The organism is Cohnella xylanilytica (assembly GCF_014212175.1).
Taxonomy (GTDB): Bacteria; Bacillota; Bacilli; order Paenibacillales; family Paenibacillaceae; genus Cohnella; species Cohnella xylanilytica.
The window spans coordinates 1-18,394 of the sequence record NZ_JACJVR010000134.1; the positions used below are offsets into that span (position 1 = coordinate 1).

17 protein-coding genes are annotated in these 18,394 nt (G+C 63.1%); 1 reads left to right on the forward strand and 16 read right to left on the reverse strand.

Going from position 1 to position 18,394, the window contains the following annotated elements; all coding sequences use genetic code 11:
- Positions 1-261: 261 nt before the first annotated feature.
- From lysS to H7B90_RS30145, 9 genes are all read right to left on the reverse strand, one after another.
- Positions 262-1,767: a lysine--tRNA ligase gene (gene lysS, locus H7B90_RS30105; protein WP_185139606.1), complete on the reverse strand. Its 1,506-nt coding sequence runs from the start codon at positions 1,765-1,767 to the stop codon at positions 262-264.
- A 170-nt stretch (positions 1,768-1,937) separates the two neighbouring features.
- The gene (greA, locus tag H7B90_RS30110; RefSeq protein ID WP_185139607.1) at positions 1,938-2,414 is read right to left on the reverse strand and encodes a transcription elongation factor GreA; all 477 of its coding nucleotides are present in this window, start codon (positions 2,412-2,414) and stop codon (positions 1,938-1,940) included.
- Positions 2,415-2,672: 258 nt separating this feature from the next.
- Entirely contained in the window at positions 2,673-3,692 is a 1,020-nt protein-coding gene (gene dusB / locus H7B90_RS30115) for a tRNA dihydrouridine synthase DusB (RefSeq protein WP_185139608.1), read from the reverse strand.
- A 5-nt stretch (positions 3,693-3,697) separates the two neighbouring features.
- Entirely contained in the window at positions 3,698-4,204 is a 507-nt protein-coding gene (gene folK / locus H7B90_RS30120) for a 2-amino-4-hydroxy-6-hydroxymethyldihydropteridine diphosphokinase (RefSeq protein ID WP_185139609.1), read from the reverse strand.
- Positions 4,205-4,211: 7 nt separating this feature from the next.
- Positions 4,212-4,604: a dihydroneopterin aldolase gene (folB, locus tag H7B90_RS30125; RefSeq protein ID WP_185139610.1), complete on the reverse strand. Its 393-nt coding sequence runs from the start codon at positions 4,602-4,604 to the stop codon at positions 4,212-4,214.
- 3 nt (positions 4,605-4,607) lie between these two features.
- The gene (gene folP, locus H7B90_RS30130) at positions 4,608-5,465 is read right to left on the reverse strand and encodes a dihydropteroate synthase (RefSeq protein WP_185139611.1); all 858 of its coding nucleotides are present in this window, start codon (positions 5,463-5,465) and stop codon (positions 4,608-4,610) included.
- The gene (locus H7B90_RS30135) at positions 5,462-6,340 is read right to left on the reverse strand and encodes an aminotransferase class IV (protein ID WP_185139612.1); all 879 of its coding nucleotides are present in this window, start codon (positions 6,338-6,340) and stop codon (positions 5,462-5,464) included. Before H7B90_RS30135 ends, folP begins: the two co-directional genes overlap by 4 nt.
- A complete protein-coding gene (gene pabA / locus H7B90_RS30140) occupies positions 6,337-6,918 on the reverse strand; it encodes an aminodeoxychorismate/anthranilate synthase component II (protein ID WP_185139613.1) in 582 nt (193 codons plus the stop codon). Before pabA ends, H7B90_RS30135 begins: the two co-directional genes overlap by 4 nt.
- A gap of 108 nt (positions 6,919-7,026) precedes the next feature.
- Positions 7,027-8,628, reverse strand: a complete 1,602-nt coding sequence (locus tag H7B90_RS30145; RefSeq protein ID WP_185139641.1) for an anthranilate synthase component I family protein — start codon at positions 8,626-8,628, stop codon at positions 7,027-7,029.
- Between the two features lie 217 nt (positions 8,629-8,845).
- Here H7B90_RS30145 and H7B90_RS30150 point away from each other — a divergent pair, with 217 nt between their 5' ends.
- Complete coding sequence (locus H7B90_RS30150; protein WP_185139614.1) at positions 8,846-10,357, forward strand: FAD-dependent oxidoreductase; 1,512 nt, start codon at positions 8,846-8,848, stop codon at positions 10,355-10,357.
- A 419-nt stretch (positions 10,358-10,776) separates the two neighbouring features.
- On the opposite strand, the gene cysK is transcribed toward H7B90_RS30150, so the two are convergent.
- From cysK to nadA, 7 genes are all read right to left on the reverse strand, one after another.
- Complete coding sequence (cysK, locus tag H7B90_RS30155) at positions 10,777-11,715, reverse strand: cysteine synthase A (protein WP_185139615.1); 939 nt, start codon at positions 11,713-11,715, stop codon at positions 10,777-10,779.
- A 467-nt stretch (positions 11,716-12,182) separates the two neighbouring features.
- Positions 12,183-13,181, reverse strand: a complete 999-nt coding sequence (locus H7B90_RS30160; RefSeq protein WP_185139616.1) for a peptidylprolyl isomerase — start codon at positions 13,179-13,181, stop codon at positions 12,183-12,185.
- 15 nt (positions 13,182-13,196) lie between these two features.
- Entirely contained in the window at positions 13,197-14,078 is an 882-nt protein-coding gene (gene hslO / locus H7B90_RS30165) for an Hsp33 family molecular chaperone HslO (RefSeq protein WP_185139617.1), read from the reverse strand.
- 50 nt (positions 14,079-14,128) lie between these two features.
- Entirely contained in the window at positions 14,129-14,893 is a 765-nt protein-coding gene (locus tag H7B90_RS30170; RefSeq protein WP_185139618.1) for a type III pantothenate kinase, read from the reverse strand.
- Entirely contained in the window at positions 14,890-15,789 is a 900-nt protein-coding gene (gene nadC / locus H7B90_RS30175; protein ID WP_185139619.1) for a carboxylating nicotinate-nucleotide diphosphorylase, read from the reverse strand. Before nadC ends, H7B90_RS30170 begins: the two co-directional genes overlap by 4 nt.
- Positions 15,782-17,395: an L-aspartate oxidase gene (gene nadB / locus H7B90_RS30180; protein WP_185139620.1), complete on the reverse strand. Its 1,614-nt coding sequence runs from the start codon at positions 17,393-17,395 to the stop codon at positions 15,782-15,784. The genes nadC and nadB overlap by 8 nt, the downstream gene beginning before the upstream one ends.
- Before the next feature lie 34 nt (positions 17,396-17,429).
- Positions 17,430-18,368 (reverse strand): quinolinate synthase NadA, encoded by a 939-nt coding sequence (nadA, locus tag H7B90_RS30185; protein ID WP_185139621.1) that lies wholly within the window; start codon positions 18,366-18,368, stop codon positions 17,430-17,432.
- Positions 18,369-18,394 lie beyond the last annotated feature (26 nt).

Genomic DNA, 18,394 nt, shown 5'->3' on the forward strand with positions numbered 1-18,394 from the left:
AGGAACAAGTTCGTTCGTCTTGCTTCGTTGTCGCTGCCGTCAGCGGCGACTTGAATAATATATCACAGCCTACGTGCAGGATGCAACCTTTTCTCCGAATTTTTTTCGAACCAAAATCAGCCATTAAGGAAACGGCCGCCCGCTTCCGGAACGAGCCGGAGACGAGCGGCCGCTTATCGCGTATCTATCCGATAACGCCGATCTATCCGCTTACCTGATAACGCGTATCTATCCGATAACGCGTATTATCCGATAATCCGATTAGTCTTGGTCGCGCATGTGCGGGAACAGCAGAACGTCGCGGATGGACGGCTGATCGGTCAGCAGCATGATCAGACGATCGATGCCGATGCCCAGGCCGCCCGTCGGCGGCAGGCCGTATTCCAGCGCGCGGATGAAGTCTTCGTCCAGATCCTGCGCCTCATCGTTGCCCGCGGCCTTCTCTACCATCTGCGCGGCGAAGCGCTCGCGCTGGTCGATCGGGTCGTTCAGCTCGGAGAACGCGTTGGCATGCTCGCGGGCGACGATGAACAGCTCGAAGCGGTCCGTGAACCGCGGATCCTTGTCGTTCTTCTTCGCCAGCGGCGAGATGGCCACCGGGTGCCCCGTGACGAACGTAGGCTGAATGAGCGTATGCTCGACGAACGTCTCGAAGAACGCGTTGACGATGTGGCCGAACGTCATATGCGGCTCGACCGGCACCTTATGCTCCTTCGCCAGACGGTGCGCTTCTTCGTCGGTCATCTCCGCGGTGAAGTCGATGCCGACCGCCTTCTGGATCAGCGAAGTCATCGACTCGCGGCGCCAAGGCGTCGACAGGTCGACCTCCTGCCCCTGGTAAGTGATCTTCGTCGTGCCGAGCACTTCCTTCGCCAGATGCACGATCAGATCCTCGGTCAGCTGCATGATGTCCTTGTAGTCGGCATACGCCTCGTACAGCTCGAGCAGCGTGAACTCCGGATTGTGGCGGGTCGAGATGCCCTCGTTGCGGTAGACCCGGCCGATCTCGTACACCTTCTCGAGGCCGCCGACGATAAGCCGCTTCAGATGAAGCTCGATCGCGATCCGCATATAGAGCTGCATGTCCAGCGCGTTATGATGCGTGATGAACGGACGGGCGGCGGCGCCTCCCGCGATCGCGTGCAGCGTCGGCGTCTCTACTTCCAGATAGCCGCGACCGTCCAGATACCGGCGCATCGATTGGATGATGCGCGAGCGCGTGACGAACGTTTTCTGAACGTCCGGGTTGACGATCAGGTCGACGTAGCGCTGACGGTAGCGCGTCTCCACGTCCTTCAGCCCGTGGAACTTGTCCGGCAGCGGGAGCAGCGACTTCGTGAGCACTTCGAGATCGCTGACCTTGATGGAGGTCTCGCCGGTCTTCGTCTTGAAGACGGTGCCTTGTACCCCGATCACGTCGCCGATGTCGAGCAGGTTGAACGCCTTGTACTTCGTCTCCGGGACCGAATCGGCCCGGACGTAGATTTGGATTTTCCCCGTCAAATCCTGAATATGCGCGAACGAAGCCTTGCCCATCACCCGCTTCTGCATGATGCGGCCGGCCACCGTGACGGGCACGTTCAGCTCGTCCAGCTCCTCGGTCGTCTTGGCGTCGTACTGCTCCAGAATCGGGCCCGCCTGGTGCGTCCGCTCGAACTTCACGCCGAACGGGTCGATGCCCAAGGCCCGAAGCTCGTCCAGCTTGTTGCGCCGAATCGTCAGAAGCTCGCTGAGCTCCGCCGTCTCGTTCTGATTCACTTGTTCCATGATCCGCTATCCCTCCAGCTTATAATGCCTTCATGCTTGTCTATGTCGCCTTACACCGACGATACCGCTACACGTTCAAAGAAGCTTCCGGAGGAAGCTTCATGGAAAAAGGCGATCAGCCCGGCCGTACATGACGCCCCGCTGACCGCCATCCGTTGTCGTTCTCGCGCTTACTTCTTGATATCGACGATTTTGTATTGAATGATGCCCGCTGGAACGTTGACTTCGACCGTCGTTCCCTTCTTCTTGCCAATAATCGTTCGGCCTACCGGGCTCTCGTTGGAAATCTTGTTCTGCAGCGGGTCGGATTCCGCCGTGCCGACGATCGTGTATTCGACGATGTCCCCGAACTCCAGGTCTTCGACGACGACCGTGGAACCGATGCTCACCGTATCGAGATCAATCTCGTCGTTATTGATGATCCGGGCGTTGCGCAGCATCTTCTCGAGGGTAATGATGCGCCCTTCGATGAAGGCCTGCTCGTTCTTCGCGTCTTCGTACTCCGAGTTCTCGCTGATGTCGCCATATCCGATGGCGATCTTGATCCGTTCGGCCACTTCCCGGCGCTTGACCGATTTGAGGTTCTCCAGCTCTTCTTCGAGCTTCTTCAACCCGTCCGGGGTTAGAAGGACTTCCTTGTCGCTCATCTCACCGATCTCCTGTCGAGGGTATGATTTCATGCATCCGAGGCATGAATGGGCTGCGTCGATCTCGTCGCCGGCCGGGCCGCCCTTCGGCGGCATGGCCGTTGCTACTCAATATATGGCGGTTCACCGCTGACATGACACTTGGATGTTCGAACGACCGATAACGCTTACCCGGTCGCGAATATTGTTAACGATTATATTTCAACCCCATGGAAATGTCAATTAGCGGAAAAGCCGCCATTCGCTCGCTCGGAGCGGTCAGTGGACCAGCCGTTCCCCCGTCGCGGAGACGCCCGCCGCCGCTTCTTCGGCGAGCGAATCGACGTACTCCCGAAGCCGCTTCTCCACCGCGGCACGGGTCGTCATCTCCATGATCTCGTTCTTGACGCGCGCCGCCTCCGGAAGCCCCTTCAGATACCAGGCCAGGTGCTTGCGCATCTCGCGGACCGCTTGCCCCTCGCCCTTCAGGTTGATGAGCCGGTCGAGGTGCAGCATCGCGATGCGGATCTTCTCGGCCGGTTCCGGCTCCGGAAGAATCTCGCCGCGCGTCAGGTAGTGGACGGTCCGGTACAGCATCCACGGGTTGCCCAGCGCCCCTCGCCCGATCATGACGCCGTCGACGCCCGTATGGCTCAGCATCCGCTCGGCGTCCTCCGGGGAGAAGACGTCGCCGTTGCCGATAACCGGAATGGAGACGGCTTGTTTAACGTCCCTTATAATATCCCAGTTCGCTTTGCCCGTATACAATTGTTCCCGGGTGCGGCCGTGCACGCTGACGGCGGCGCCGCCCGCGCGTTCGACGGCCTGCGCGTTCTCGATCGCGTAGATATGCTCGTCGTCCCAGCCGATGCGCATCTTGACGGTGACCGGCTTCTTCGCCGCGTCGACCGCGTAGGACACCATCTCGTAGATCTTGTTCGGATCGAGCAGCCAGCGGGCTCCCGCGTCGCACTTCGTCACCTTCGGCACGGGGCAGCCCATGTTGATGTCGATAATGTCGGCGTTCGTGTTCTTGTCGACGAACTTGACCGCCTCGACGAGCGACTCCTTGTCCCCGCCGAAGATCTGCAGGCTGAGCGGCTTCTCGCGCTCGTCGACGAACAGCATCTCCAGCGTGCGCGTGTTGCCGTGCAGAATCGCCTTGTCGCTGACCATCTCCGCGCAGACGAGGCCGCAGCCGAATTCCTTGGCGATGAGCCGGAACGCCGGGTTGCACACCCCCGCCATGGGGGCGAGCACGACGTTGTTGCTCATCTCGATATCGCCTATTTTAAGCATTGCGCTTAGCTCCTTTCTCCCGCGGTCCCTTCAGGGGACCAGATTCGGATTCCTTCCCGCTTCATGGCGTCTTCCGTCGTCCATTCCTTCCACGGATAGCCCGCCTCTTCGCCCGCCCAGACGTCCTTAAGCGGCACCAGCACGAACGACCGCTCTCCCATTCGGGGATGCGGCAGCGTCAGCTCGTCGGTCTCCATGCCGACGTCTTCGTACAGGAGCAGGTCCAGGTCGATGACGCGAGGCCCCCAGCGAAGATCCCGGACGCGCCCCATCTCCTTCTCGATGCCGAGCATGGCCCGAAGCAGCTCGAGAGGGGAGAGAGAGGTGCCGAGAGCGACGGCCATATTCAGAAAAGCAGGCTGCTCCGTATACCCGACGGGGTCGGTCTCGTATATCCGCGAAATCCGCCTCACTTCGATGCCTTGGGCATCGCTTAGGCGGCGGATCGCTTCGCGAAGCGACGCTTCCCGGTCGCCCAGATTGGCGCCGAGCGCCGCGTATGCTTCCCACACGATGGCTTCAATCCTCTGCGGGAACGACGTTGCCGCCTTGGTCCCGGGTTCTCCGAAGCTCCACCGTCACCCCGTCGAATGTAATGTCGAACGGAGGATGCGGCTTCGTGACCGATACGGTCGCTTCGATGATACTAGTATAAGCACCGAGCACCGCGGTTGCAATGTTTCCGGCGAGCGCCTCGATCAGCTTCACGGGCGGTCCCTGGACGATCTCCTTCACCAGCGCGTGAATCTCGGCGTAGTTGACCGTGTCGTTCACGTCGTCGCTCGCGGCCGCCTTGGCCAGGTCGAGACGCAGGTCCAGATCGACGATGAACTGCTGCCCGAGCTTGTTCTCTTCCGGGAACACTCCGTGGTAGCCGTAGAATACCATTCTTTTCAAAACCATACGATCCATCCGTCAGCTTCCTCCTTCGCCGGTTCCGTAATAGGCGATCGCGTCCGTCATGTCCGCGACCCGCCTCATCTGCCGCACGTCGTGCACCCGCACGATCTGGCAGCCCTGCATGATGCCGAGCGCCGTCGTCGCCCCCGTCCCCTCGAGCACGTCGTCCGCCGGAAGACCCAGCGTCTTCTGGATGAACGACTTGCGCGAAGTCGCGAGCAGCACCGGGTACCCGAGACGGTTCAGTTCGCCCAGCCGGCCCATCAGCTCCAGATGCTGGCCGTAATCCTTGGCGAAGCCGAAGCCGGGATCGAGCCAGATGTTCTCGTCCTGGACGCCCGCCGCATGGGCGCGGTCCACGCTCTGACGCAGATCGGCGAGCACGTCCGGCACGAAGTCCGAATAGTCGCGGTCGCGGCGGTTGTGCATCAGGATGACCGGGCAGCCGTAGTCGGCGGCCACCGACGCCATCGCCGAATCGTTCCGGAAGCCCCAGATGTCGTTCAGGATGTGGGCGCCCGCTTCCAACGCATGTCTGGCCGTCTCCGCCTTGTACGTATCGACGCTGATCGGCAGCTTCACCGCTTCGCGGACGGCCCGGATGACCGGCACGATGCGCCGGATCTCCTCCTCCGCCGAGACCGGCTCGTGCCCCGGCCGCGTCGATTCGCCTCCGATGTCGATCAGGTCGGCCCCCTCTTCGGCCATGCGCCTCGCCCTCTCGACGGCGGCTTCCGGGTCGAAGTAACGACCTCCGTCCGAGAAGGAATCGGGCGTGACGTTCAGAATGCCCATGACGAGCGTCCGCCGGCCCAGCTCGAGCCTCAGCCCGTCGTCCCACTCGTAGGTTCGTTGGTAGAAAATCGGCTTCATTCCGCGTCTCCTCTCTCCGCTGCCTTCCGATATTCGCGCATGAGGCGGCGGGCGATCGTTCCGGGCGCCTCCCAGCTTCTCCGCCGGCTGCCGTCTTCGCTCTCCAGAACGGCCGCCGGAACGATCTCCTGGATCGAGTTCGTGACGAAGATCTCGTCGGCTTCCCACAGCCGCTCCGGTCCGTATTCCCCTTCTTCGGCCGGAATGCCGGAGGCGGCCGCCAGCTCCAGCACGTACCGGGCGGTGATTCCGGGAAGCGGCCCTGTCCGGAGCGAAGGAGTATACAGCCTGCCGTCCTTCGCCCAGAAGACGTTGCTCACGAGTCCCTCCACCACGCGTCCTTCCGCATTGAGGAACAATCCTTCGGTGCCGGGGGCGGCCCCTGCGGCGGCAAGCTCTCTTTTGGCAAGGATATTGTTCATATAATGGAAAGATTTTAATCGAACGTCGCCTTCGGGCCCGCTCCGGCGCAGCTTCAGCAGCCGCAGCGGCTTGCCCGGGCGGGTGTCCGGCTCGTCCGGCGGCAGCGGCTTCGCGTAGACGATCTCGCGTGGCCGGTCGTAATCGCCCGCCGGCAGACCGACCGCGCCGTCCCCGGCCGACACCGACCAGCGGATATAGGCGTCTTCCCAGCCGTTGGCGGCGAGCAGGCTCGCGACCGAATCGGCCATGCGCCGCGGATCGGGGACGTAGCCGATGCCGAGCAGGCGGCAGCCCTCCTCGAGCCGGCGCGCGTGCCGTTCGAGCAGCCACGGCTTCCCGCCGTACGTGCGGAACGTCTCGAACAAGCCCATCCCATACAGAAAGCCGTGATCGTAGACGGAGATCACGGCTTCTTCGCTGTTCCTCAATTGTCCGTCGACCAGAAGCTTCATGAACGGATCCCCGACTTGTTCGCCAGGAAGTTGCGAAGCATCGTCAGACCGCTCTCGGTCATGATCGACTCGGGGTGGAACTGCACCCCTTCGACGACGTATTCCTTGTGACGCAGCCCCATGATCTGGCCGTCCGGCGTCTCGGCGCTGATCTCGAGGCAGTCGGGGAGCGTGTCTCTCTTGACCACCAGGGAGTGGTAGCGCGTCGCCGTGAACGGAGACGGGATTCCTTCGAAAATCGTCTTGCCGTCGTGCGAGATCTCGGACGTCTTCCCGTGCATGAGCTCGTCCGCGCGCACGACGTCGCCGCCGAACGCCTGCCCGATCGACTGGTGGCCGAGGCAGACGCCGAAAATCGGGATCTCTCCCTTGAAGCGCTCGATCAGGCCGAGGCTGACGCCCGCCTCGTTCGGCGTGCACGGTCCGGGCGAGATGAGGATGTGGTCCGGCTTCAGAGCCGCGATGCCGTCCAGATCGATCTCGTCGTTGCGGTACACTTGAATGTCTTCGCCGAGCTCTCCCAAGTATTGGACCAAATTATAGGTAAACGAATCGTAGTTGTCGATCACCAGAATCATGACGGTTCCTCCTTAAGGTCCGGCCGGCCTTGGCCGCGCGGATCCGATGACGTACTGTTCGCGGCCGGCTCCGTGCCGTTCTGCGTATCGTTCGGCGTGCCGTTCCGCTTATCGTTCCGCGCGCGGTTCGTCGCGCCATTCTGCGTGCCGTTCTGCGTGCCGTGCTTCGTATCGTTCTCCGTGGCGTACCGCCGTCCAGAGCGCCTTGGCCTTGTTCATGCATTCGTAGAACTCGCGTTCCGGATCGGAATCGATGACGATTCCCGCTCCCGCCTGAATGTGACACACGCCGTCCTGGACCGCCATCGTACGGATAAGTATATTAAATTCCATATTCCCGGCGTAGTCAATCCACCCGAGCGATCCGGTATACGTGCCGCGCCGGACCGGCTCCAGCTCTTCGATGATCTCCATCGTGCGGATCTTCGGCGCGCCGGTGATCGTGCCCCCGGGGAAGGCGGCCGCCAGCAGGTCGAACGCGTCCTTGCCGGGAGCGAGCTTCCCTTCCACCTGCGAGACGAGGTGCATGACGTGGGAATAGCGTTCGACCGTCAGCAGCTCCGGCACCTTCACCGTTCCGTAGGCGGCGACCCGGCCGAGATCGTTGCGCTCCAGGTCGACGAGCATGATATGCTCGGCCCGCTCCTTCTCGCTGGCGAGCAGCTCGGCCTCCATCGCCGCGTCCTCTTCCGGGGAGCGGCCGCGCCTGCGAGTCCCGGCGATCGGGCGGGCGCTCATCCGGTCGCCGTCCAGCTTCACGAGCAGCTCGGGCGAAGCGGAGACGAGCTGGAAGTCCGGGAAGCGGACGAAGCTCATGTAAGGGGAAGGGTTGATCCGCCGCAGCCACTCGTACAGGTCTTCGGGCGCGGTGCGGATCGGCCGGCTCTGGCGCAGCGACAGGTTGACCTGGAATACGTCGCCTTGGCCGATATATTCCTGAATGCGCCGGACCGCCTTCATGAAGTCTTCCTTCGACGTCGCGGTGCGGATGCCTTCGTAGGCCTCCACGTTAAGCGGGCCGTCGGAACGGCCTTCCTCGATCGCTTCTTCCATCGCCCGAAGGAAGGCCTGCCCGGCTTCTTCGGCGGCGGACGCGGCGATCTCGTCCCACAGCCGCTTCATCGCTTCGGCGCGGGAAGCCGTTCGCTCGTAGGCGGCCTCTATGTCCCCCGTCTCCGGGGTCGGAACGTGGAGGCAGCAGTAGAGAGCGAGCCGCCGGTGATCGACGACCCACAGCTCGTCCGCCTGCAGGAACGCGTAATCCGGCAGGCCGAGATCGTCGGCGGCGAGCTCCGGCAGCCGCTCGAGCGACCGGGCGACGTCGTAGCTCCAGAAGCCGACGGCGCCGCCCGCGAACCGCGGGGCCCCCTCGGCCAGTGGAGCGCGGTGGCGGAGGAGCCACTCTCGCACGAGCGCGAGCGGAGCGCCCTCCAGGCGGCGGGTCGCGGCGGGCTCCGCCGGCGAAGCCTCGCCGTCGGGGCCCGACTCCGGCTCTTCCGGCCCCCATTCGATCGCCTCGGCTCGACGGCCTTTGCCGCGAATGAGGGCGTTCGGCCGAAGCCCGAGGTACGTGTATCGTCCCTCCTTGCCGCTCTCCAGCACGAAGGCGTGGCCCCCCGCCTTCTCCCAGGCCCGCTTCCAGAGCGGCATCCGGTCCTCCCCGGGCCGAAGGTCATACTCCGCGACGTAGGGGAGCTTCGTATACGCCATCTCCTCCCTCGTCCACCGTACCCACTGTTCCAACGTCGTTCCTGTCTTCTCCACGCCGTTCCTCCCGTGCGTTTCCGTCCGCGCATTTTCCTTATTATAGCGAATTACGGCCTTCGTACCAATCGGACGAACGAGTTCGTCCGGTTCTGATTAATAATCTCCTCCTCTGCTTAATATAACCATGCGAGGAATCAGCGAACGATCGAGGAGGATCGACATGGGCCTGCCCACTTACCCCGAATCTTATTGGCTCGCCACCGCGAGCATGCCTTCCTACGGGAAGCTCGAAGAGGATCTGTCGACGGAAGTCGCCGTCATCGGCGGGGGGATCGCCGGCATCACGACCGCGTGTCTGCTCGCCCGGGAAGGCAAGAGGGTCGTTCTGGCGACGGCCGACAAGCTGCTGAACGGGACGACCGGCTACACGACCGCCAAGCTCACCGCGCAGCACGACCTGATCTACGACGAATACATCGGCCACTTCGGCGAGGAGAAGGCCCGGCTCTACTACGAAGCGAACATGGAAGGGCTGGAGTTCGTCCGGCGGCTCGTCTCCGAGGCCGGCATCGATTGCGACTTCGCCGAAGAAGACGCGTGGATCTACACGAATTCGGGCTCCAAGCTCGAAGCCGTCGAGAAGGAGTACGAGGCCTACAAGCGGCTCGGCATCCCCGGCTCGCTCGAGAAGAGCATCCCGCTGACCGTTCCGGCGCGGCTCGCCGTCGTTATGCGCGGACAGGCCCGCTTCCATCCGGTGCCGTACTTGCGGCATCTGACGGAGGAATTCGTTCGGCTCGGAGGGCGGATCTTCGAGGACACGACGATCGACAAGGTGGAGGAAAACGGGGATACCGTTACCGTAACGAGCGCGGACGGCCGGACGATTACATGCGGCGACGCCGTGTCTTGCTCGCATTTTCCGATTCCGGACAGCGGCTTCTACTTCGCCCGGCTTCACTGCGAGAGCTCGTACGCGATCGCCGTCCGCGCTCCGGGCGAGCTGCCCCGCGGCATGTACATCAGCGCGGAGAAGCCGAACCGCTCCGTGCGGACGATCACGTACGGCGGGGAGAAGCTGCTGCTGCTCGGCGGCGAGTCGCACAAGGTGGGCCAGAAGGAGCCCGGCTTCGTGCATTACGAGGCTCTCGAGGACTTCGCGAAGAAGGAGTTCGGGGCGACGGACATCGTGTACCGCTGGTCGGCCCAGGACTTCGAGGCGACGGACAAGCTGCCGTACATCGGGCATGTCTCGGAGGGCAAGAAGCATATCTATGTCGCGACCGGCTTCCGCAAGTGGGGCATGACGACGTCGGTCGTCGCCGCCCGGCTGCTGACCGACCTGATCCTGGGGCGGGACAACCGGTACGCGGAGCTGTACAGCCCCTCGCGCTTCCACGCCGATCCGGACGTGGGCACGCTCGCGAAGGAGAACCTCAACGTCGCGGGGCAGCTCATCTCCGGCAAGCTGGAGTGGGTGCGGCGCAAGCCGGAGGATCTCGGCCCGGACGAAGGCGGGCACGTGCGGGTGAACGGCCGCAAGGCCGGCGCGTACCGGAGCCCCGAGGGCGAGCTGTTCGTCGTGGACACGACGTGCCGGCACATGGGCTGCGAGGTGGCGTGGAACGACGGGGACCGGACTTGGGATTGCCCGTGCCACGGCTCGAGGTACACGTTCCGCGGCGAAGTGATCGAAGGTCCCGCGAAGAAGGACCTCGAGCGGCTGAGCTAGGGCCGACGCGGACCGGGTGGCGGGATCGCGAGTGGCAGAGCGAGAGGATCTCGAGTTGCCGGGCAGGGGAATCCGACTCGGCGAGGAGCCATCCCGCGAAGGCGAGCTCTCCCGAACGCCGGGAAGCTCTAACGGATCGAGGAGACGCTATTTGGCTGCGGGAAGCCGTTATTTGAAAGCTAACGGATCGTAGCGACGCTATTTGACGGATTTCGGGGTTAAAGAGGGCTTCCGGGCCGCAATAAGGTCTCTGGGATCCGTTAGCATTGAGAATCGCGCATTTTCGGCCAAATAGCATCGATTGGATCCGTTAGCCCGCCGCATTCTCGTCTGTACCTGCCCTCCCTGCGCCTAACACGCAAAAAAACCCGATCCGCGCGGAGCGAATCGGGGTTTCTTTTTTTCGACTTACCGATAGATTAGTTCTCAAAGTTGAACAGCGGCGTGGACAGGTAGCGTTCGCCGTTCGAAGGCACGACCGCGACGACGCGCTTGCCTGCGCCCAGCTCCTTGGCGACCTTCAGAGCCGCGAAGATAGCCGCGCCGGAGGAGATGCCGACGAGCAGGCCTTCCTTCTTGGCGACCGTGCGGGCCGTCTCGAACGCTTCTTCGTTCTCGACCGTAACGACTTGGTCGTAGATCTCGCGGTTCAGGATCTCCGGCACGAAGTTCGCGCCGATCCCTTGGATCTTGTGCGGGCCCGGCTTGCCGCCGGACAGGATCGGGGATGCGGCCGGTTCGACCGCGACGATCTTGATGTTCGGGAAGTTCTTCTTCAGCACTTCGCCGGCCCCCGAGATCGTGCCGCCGGTGCCGATGCCGGCTACGAAGGCGTCCAGCTTGCCGTCGTAGGAGTTGATCGCTTCCACGATCTCCGGACCGGTCGTCTCGCGGTGAATCTTCAGGTTAGCCGGGTTCTTGAATTGCTGCGGGAGGAAATAGCTCGGGTTCTCGGCCGCGAGTTCTTCCGCCTTCTTGACGGCTCCGTTCATGCCTTCGGATCCCGGAGTCAGAACGAGTTCGGCGCCGTACGCGCGAAGCAGGTTGCGGCGCTCCAAGCTCATCGTCTCCGGCATGACGAGAATCGCGCGATAGCCCTTGGCCGCCGCGACGAGCGCCAGGCCGATCCCGGTGTTGCCGCTGGTCGGTTCGACGATCGTGTCGCCCGGCTTCAGCTTGCCTTCTTGTTCGGCCACTTCGATCATGCTGATCGCGATACGATCCTTGACGCTGGAGCCCGGGTTCTGGTATTCCAGCTTCACGTAGATCTCCGCGCTGCCTTCCGGTACGATGCGGTTCAAGCGGACGAGCGGCGTATCCCCGATCAGATCGGTGACGTTCTGTACGATTCTTGGCATGACAGAATTCCCTCCCAAAATATGGAGCGGCACGTTGCCGCCCGGCTGCGTTAATCCGACTAAATCAGTCGGTATTCATCTTCTCCCATCTTATCAACGATAGGCGGGATTGTCAATAGCTGGCGCCCCGGCTGCGCGCCCATCCGGCGGGAAAAATCGCCGAAATAACCGAGAAAAGCAGCCGAAGCTCCTGGATCACGTAAGCGCATTCATCAACAAAGGCTCGAGAGATGCGGAAAAGCAAAATATCCGAAAAACATCGACAGGATGAAAGCATGACGAGCGCAAAAAGCGCAACCCGCGCAAAGGGCGCAAGAGCACAATGAACGCAAGTTGCATAAAAGCACATTTAGCGCAGATAGCGTGCAATGCGCAAAAAGATGCAAAACGCAAAAAGCATGCAATACGCAAAAAGCATGCAAAGCGCAAGTCACGCAAAAGCGGGAATGCGTTCCCGCATCCCCGCTTCACGGCTTCAACTTCAAGGATGAGTCCAGTACCTCCGCTTCGTACTTCGCCAGCAAGGCCTCTTCCAGTTCGGCCATCGGAGCGGCCTGCTCCAGAGCCAGCTGCTTGCGCGCTTCCCTTCTCGCCGCCTCCGGGCTCATGCCGTTCGTGACCTCGCGCCCCGTCAGCTTCACGAGCTCGTAGCCGCTTGCCGTCTCCACGGGTCCCGCCGTCTGCCCGACGTCGAGCTCCGCGGCGGCTTCGAGCAGAGCGGAGTCGGTGAGCGGGTCCTCCGCGTCGATCCATCCCATGTCCCCGCCCGAGTCGGCCGTGAACGAATCGATCGATCTCTCGCCGGCCAGCTTCTCGAACTCTTCGCCCTTCTCCAGCTCCTTCAGCACGTCGCCGGCCTCCTCCGGAGTAGCCAGGACGATATGGGAGAGCCGAAGCTCCGTTCGCGGGCCGAACTCCTCCGGATGCTCCCGGATGTAGCTCTCGATCTTCGAGTCCGGCACCTCGACGGGCAGAATCGCCAGCTGCTCCAGCTGGAGCCGATACTTGGCGTCCCTTCTCACTTCTTCCGGATCCATGCCGAGCTGCTCCCGGATCGACGCGTAGAATTCCTCTTCGCTGTCGTACCCCTCGCTCATTCTTCGCAGCTCCTGATCCACTTCTTCGTCCGTTATCGCGATCCCCTTTGCTTCCGCTTCCTGTTCAACGGCAATTCGCAGCATCAGCGTGCGCAGCGTCTGCGAGCCGTAGCTCGCCAGCAGCTGCTGAACGAGCTGCTGCCTCGTGATCGGCTTCCCTCCGACGACCGCGACCGTCTCGTCCGCTGGGGCGGACGGGCTGTCGGACGGAGCTTCGGAGGAGGCGCCCGGAGGCAGCCCCCCCTTCGGAACGGCCGGAGGCGGGCTGGCATCCGTCGATTGCCGGGACATACAACCCGTCTCGCCGATCAATACGCACGAGAGGGCGAGCAGAACGATCGGCCCGTATCGCCGCTTCGTCCGCTTCATCACATCATCCCCTAATCAGTTCGAAGTCGCCCGCTCAAGGAGCTCCTTCAATTGCTCTTCCTCGAAGCGGTAGGTCTCGTTGCAGAAGTGGCAATGGACCTCCGCGTGGCCGTCTTCGTCGATCAGTTGGCGCAGCTCTTCCGCTCCGAGGCTGATGAGCGTCCGTTCGACGCGCTCCATCGTGCATTGGCAGACGAATCGGGGCTCGATCTCTTCGTGGATGACGAAGTCGTCGCCGACGAGGAACTTCAGAATGCCTTCCGGAGTCTCCCCTTGATCGAGCAGCGACGTCACGTGGGGCATCGCTCCGACCGCGTTCTCCAGCCGGACGAGCTGCTCTTCCGTGAGTCCCGGCATGACCTGAACGACGAAGCCGCCCGCATGGATGACCGAGTTGTCCGTGTCGACGAGCACGCCGAGCCCGACGGCGGACGGAGTCTGCTCCGACGAAGCGAAGTAATAGGTGAAGTCTTCCGCCAGCTCGCCCGAGATCAGCGGCACGCTTCCGCGGTACGGCTCCTTCAGCCCGAGGTCCTTCGTCACGTTCAGGAACCCGGTCGTGCCGACCGCTCCGGCGACGTCGAGCTTGCCGTGCTCGTTGCTCGGCAGATGGACGTGCGGATGGTCGACGTACCCTCGCACTTCCGCCTTCGCGTTCGCGTCGACGACGATCTGGCCGATCGGGCCGTCGCCTTTGACCTGTATCGTCAGCTTCTCGTCGCCCTTGAGCATGAAGCCCATCATGGCGGCGGCCGTCGCCGTGCGCCCGAGAGCGGCCGTCGCGGTCGGATAGGTGTCGTGGCGGCGCTGCAGCTCGCGGGCGAGCTCGGTCGTTCGGGCGGCGAACACGCGAATGGCGCCGTTCCAGGCCGTTCCCCGCACCAGTTGATCTTTCATGCGATTGCGCTCCTTTGTTCCCGGAGAAGGCAGAGCGCCCTCTCCTCTAATTAGACGTTGCGCTCGTAAATAATGCGAAGACCTTCCAGCGTCAGCATCTCGTCGACGGTATCGATCGTCTCCGTCTCTTCCGCGATCAGCCGGGCCAAGCCTCCCGTGGCGACGACCTTCGGCTCCACCTTATGCTCCCTGCGGATCCGGTTCACGATGCCGTCCACCTGTCCCGCGTAGCCGTAGATAATGCCCGACTGCATCGCGGCCACCGTATTGCGCCCGATGACGTGGCGGGGCTTGCTCAGCTCGATGCGGGGAAGCTTCGAGGCGCGCTGGTACAGCGCCTCCGCCGAGATCCCGACTCCCGGCATGATGACCCCTCCGAGATACGTGCCGGACGGGTCGATGTAGTCGAACGTCGTCGCCGTGCCGAAGTCGACGACGACGAGCGGCGCCCCGTAGCGCTCCAGCCCGGCTACCGCGTTGACGATCCGGTCGGCCCCGATCTCCTTCGGGTTCTCGTACCGGATGTTCAGCCCCGTCTTGATCCCGGGACCGACGATCAGCGGCTCATGTCCCGCGTACTTGCGGAACAGCTGCTCGAGCGTGGGCATGAGCGGAGGTACGACGCTGGACAGAATGACGCCCTTGATCTCCTCCGCCTTCACGCCGGCGATCTGGAACAGGTTCGTCAGCAGAATGCCGTATTCGTCCACGGTCGAAGAGCGGTTCGTGCTGAGTCTCCAATGCTGCTTAAGCGCGGGGCCGTCGTACAGACCGAGCACGATGTTGGTATTCCCGACATCGACGACTAGAATCACGACGGTTCCCCCTTCTTCTTCTCGTTCAGATCGAGGCTGATGTCCAGCGCCTGGAACGAGTGGGTCAGGCTGCCGACGGAGATGATGTCGACGCCGGTCTGCGCCACCTCGCGCACTCGCTCCGCGCGCATGCCGCCGGACGCTTCCACGAGCACGTGCGGCGCGATCTCGCGCAGGCGGACGACCGCTTCGCGCATCGCTTCCGTCGACATGTTATCGAGCATCACGATGTCCGCGCCCGCCCGCGCGCCTTCCTCCGCCTGCTCGAGAGATTCCGCCTCGACTTCGACCTTCATCGTGTGCGGCACCCGGCTCTTCGCCGCCAGCACGGCGGCGCGGACGCCTCCCGCCGCCTTGATGTGATTGTCCTTGATCATGACGGCGTCGTACAAGCCGAAGCGGTGATTCGACGCGCCGCCGACTCTCACCGCGTACTTCTCCAGCGTCCGGTGCCCCGGCGTCGTCTTGCGCGTATCCGCGATGCGGGCCGGGTACCCTTCGGCCGCCTCGACGTAGGCGCGCGTCACGGTCGCGATGCCGGACAGCCGCTGCAGCAGGTTCAGCGCCAGCCGCTCTCCGGTCAGAAGGCTGTGCGTCGAGCCTTCCACGACGGCGAGAACGGTTCCCCGCTCGACCCGGTCGCCGTCCGCGGCCAACGCCTCGAAGTTCAACGTCGGATCGACGACGTCGAAGACGAGCCGCGCCAGCGGAATGCCGGCCAGAATGCCGGAAGCCTTCGCGTGGATAATCGCCCGCGACTGGTGCCCCTCCGGCACCGTCGCCATCGTCGTCACGTCGCCGCTTCCGATATCTTCGGCCAGCCAGGCCCGGATCTGGCCGCGCACCGCTTCCACCGCCGGTCCGCCGATTCTCCAGTCGCTCTCGCGTTCAAACATGGCCGACGACCTCCTCGCCTATCGCTTTTTCCCGTTGCAGAATCGTATGCTTCCGCCAGTTCGCGTCGTCCCGCTCGGGGAAGTCCTCGCGGTAATGCGCTCCCCGGCTCTCCTCGCGGGACAGGGCCGCCTCCGTCATCAGCAGCGCGCACGTCAGCAGATTCGCGAACTCCAGCTCCTCGCGCTTCGTCAGGCACGACTGGAACAGCGGCAGCTGCCGCTTCAATTCGTCCAAGCCCTTGCTCAACCCCGCCGCGTTCCGCCGCAGCCCGACGTAACGGACCATCGTCTTCTGCAGCTTCAGCCGGCGCTCGACGACCGTTCCCATCAGGGATCCGTGCCGGCCTTCCGCGCAGCCGGTCCGCATCCTTCCTTCCGCCGGCGGCAGCCGGTCGATCCGTTCCACGATGCGGCGGCCGAACACGATCGCTTCCGACAACGAGTTGCTGGCGAGGCGGTTGGCCCCGTGCACGCCGGTCGAAGACGCTTCGCCGCAGGCGAACAGCCGCTGGATGTTCGTCTCCCCGTGCAGGTCGGTGCGGACCCCGCCCATCATATAATGGGCAGCGGGCGCGACCGGAATCCAGTCCGTCGTCAGATCGAGCCCGTAATTCAAGCAGAATTCGTAGATGGTCGGAAAACGGTGCTTGATCAGCTCGGGGCTCTCGTGCGTGATGTCGATGTAGACGTACGTGGACTTCGTCGCTTCCATCTCGCTAAGGATAGCCCGGGCGACGACGTCGCGCGGAGCCAGCTCCAGCTGCGGGTGGTAACGGTCCATGAACCGCTCCCCGTTGATATTGCGAAGAACGGCGCCTTCGCCGCGCACCGCCTCCGAGATCAGGAAGCGCGGGGCGCCCGGATAGCAGAGCGAGGTCGGGTGGAATTGGTTGAACTCCATGTCCCGGATAACCGCTCCGGCCCGGTAAGCCATGGCAATCCCGTCGCCCGTGGCGACCTCCGGGTTCGTCGTGTAGCGATACAGCTGCCCCGTTCCGCCGGTGCACAGAATCGTGGCCTTGCCGCGGACGACGACGCGAGAGCCGTCCGGCTTCTGGACGAGCGCGCCGAGGCAGACGCCGTCCTCGGTCAGCAGGTCGATCGCGAAGTGGTCGTCCCACAGCTCGATGCCCGGATTGTCCTGCACCTTCTTCGCGAGGGCCCGGACGATCTCGAATCCGGTCGCATCCCCGTTGGCGTGCAAAATTCGGCGCTGACTATGGGCTCCTTCCTTAGTCAGCGCGAAGTGTCCGTCCTCTTCGTCGAAGATCGTTCCGTACCGGATCAGCGCCTGCACGCCCTCGGGCCCTTCGTGCACGAGAACGTCGACCGCTTCGGGATCGCACAGCCCCGCCCCGGCGATCAGCGTATCCTGGCGGTGGAACTCCGGGGAATCCTCCTCGGAGATGACCGCCGCGATGCCGCCTTGCGCGTAGCGGGTGTTGCTGTCGAACAGGGATTTCTTCGTGATCATGAGAACGCGGTTGTTCTTGCTCGCCTTGATCGCCGCGAACAGCCCGGCGATGCCGGCCCCGATGACGATGACGTCGGTCTCGTGGACGGGCAGCCCGTCCGGATCGAAATCGACCAAGTAACGTGGAATCATGTTAGAGGACTCCTAACGAAGAGAGTAGCGCATGCTACTTGACTTGCAGCATGCGCTCCAGCGACAAACGGGCTTTATCGGCGACGTCTTCCGGAACATGGATTTGCGGTTGCATCGTCTCCAGGGCGCGAACGACCTTCTTCAGGTTGTTGACCTTCATGTTTGGGCACACCAGGAACTTCGAAGCGAAGTGGAACGTCTTGTCGGGACTGTCGAGACGGAGCTGATAGCCGGTTCCGTCCTCCGTGCCGACGATGAATTCCTTGCAGTCCGACTCCTTGCAATACTTCAGAATGCCGGTCGTGCTGCCGACGTAGTCCGCCAGCGCGACGACTTCCGGACGGCATTCGGGGTGGACGACGAACTGAGCGTTCGGGTGCTTCGCCCGCATCTCGTGGACGTCCTTGACCGTCAGCATGTCGTGCGTGTTGCAGTAGCCTTCCCAGATGATCATCTTCTTGTCGGTGTACTGGGAGACGTAGTGGCCGAGGTTCTTGTCCGGGCACCAAATGATCTCGTCCGCGTCGACCGAGTTGACGACCTTGATCGCGTTCGACGAGGTGCAGCAGATGTCCGTCTCCGCCTTCACGTCGGCCGACGAGTTGATGTAGGTGACGACTTTGGCGTTCGGGTGCTTGGCCTTCAGCTCCCGCAGGCCGATCGGGTTGACCATGTCGGCCATCGGGCAGCCGGCGCGCTCGTCGGGGACGAGAACCGTCTTGTTCGGAGCGAGAATCTTCGCGCTCTCTCCCATGAAGTGGACGCCGCAGAACACGATGACGTCCGCGTCCGTCGCCGCCGCCTTCTGGGCGAGCAGGAACGAATCGCCGCGGAAGTCGGCTACTTCCTGGATCTCGTCGCGCTGATAGTAGTGGGCGAGAATGATGGCGTTGCGTTCCTTCTTCAGCTGCAGAAGCCTCTCCCGCAGCTCGCGGTTCTGTTCGGCCTTGCGTTCCAAAGCCAATGCTTCCATGATGAATTCTCCTCCCTGAGGCCTAG

Excerpts from the sequence above, each read along its gene's own strand:
- lysS (WP_185139606.1), bottom strand. The coding sequence starts at position 1,767 with ATGGAACAAGTGAATCAGAACGAGACGGCGGAGCTCAGCGAGCTTCTG.
- greA (WP_185139607.1), bottom strand. The coding sequence starts at position 2,414 with ATGAGCGACAAGGAAGTCCTTCTAACCCCGGACGGGTTGAAGAAGCTC.
- dusB (WP_185139608.1), bottom strand. The coding sequence starts at position 3,692 with ATGCTTAAAATAGGCGATATCGAGATGAGCAACAACGTCGTGCTCGCC.
- folB (WP_185139610.1), bottom strand. The coding sequence starts at position 4,604 with ATGGATCGTATGGTTTTGAAAAGAATGGTATTCTACGGCTACCACGGA.
- folP (WP_185139611.1), bottom strand. The coding sequence starts at position 5,465 with ATGAAGCCGATTTTCTACCAACGAACCTACGAGTGGGACGACGGGCTG.
- H7B90_RS30135 (WP_185139612.1), bottom strand. The coding sequence starts at position 6,340 with ATGAAGCTTCTGGTCGACGGACAATTGAGGAACAGCGAAGAAGCCGTG.
- pabA (WP_185139613.1), bottom strand. The coding sequence starts at position 6,918 with ATGATTCTGGTGATCGACAACTACGATTCGTTTACCTATAATTTGGTC.
- H7B90_RS30145 (WP_185139641.1), bottom strand. The coding sequence starts at position 8,628 with ATGGCGTATACGAAGCTCCCCTACGTCGCGGAGTATGACCTTCGGCCC.
- H7B90_RS30150 (WP_185139614.1), top strand. The coding sequence starts at position 8,846 with ATGGGCCTGCCCACTTACCCCGAATCTTATTGGCTCGCCACCGCGAGC.
- cysK (WP_185139615.1), bottom strand. The coding sequence starts at position 11,715 with ATGCCAAGAATCGTACAGAACGTCACCGATCTGATCGGGGATACGCCG.
- H7B90_RS30160 (WP_185139616.1), bottom strand. The coding sequence starts at position 13,181 with ATGAAGCGGACGAAGCGGCGATACGGGCCGATCGTTCTGCTCGCCCTC.
- hslO (WP_185139617.1), bottom strand. The coding sequence starts at position 14,078 with ATGAAAGATCAACTGGTGCGGGGAACGGCCTGGAACGGCGCCATTCGC.
- nadC (WP_185139619.1), bottom strand. The coding sequence starts at position 15,789 with ATGTTTGAACGCGAGAGCGACTGGAGAATCGGCGGACCGGCGGTGGAA.
- nadB (WP_185139620.1), bottom strand. The coding sequence starts at position 17,395 with ATGATTCCACGTTACTTGGTCGATTTCGATCCGGACGGGCTGCCCGTC.
- nadA (WP_185139621.1), bottom strand. The coding sequence starts at position 18,368 with ATGGAAGCATTGGCTTTGGAACGCAAGGCCGAACAGAACCGCGAGCTG.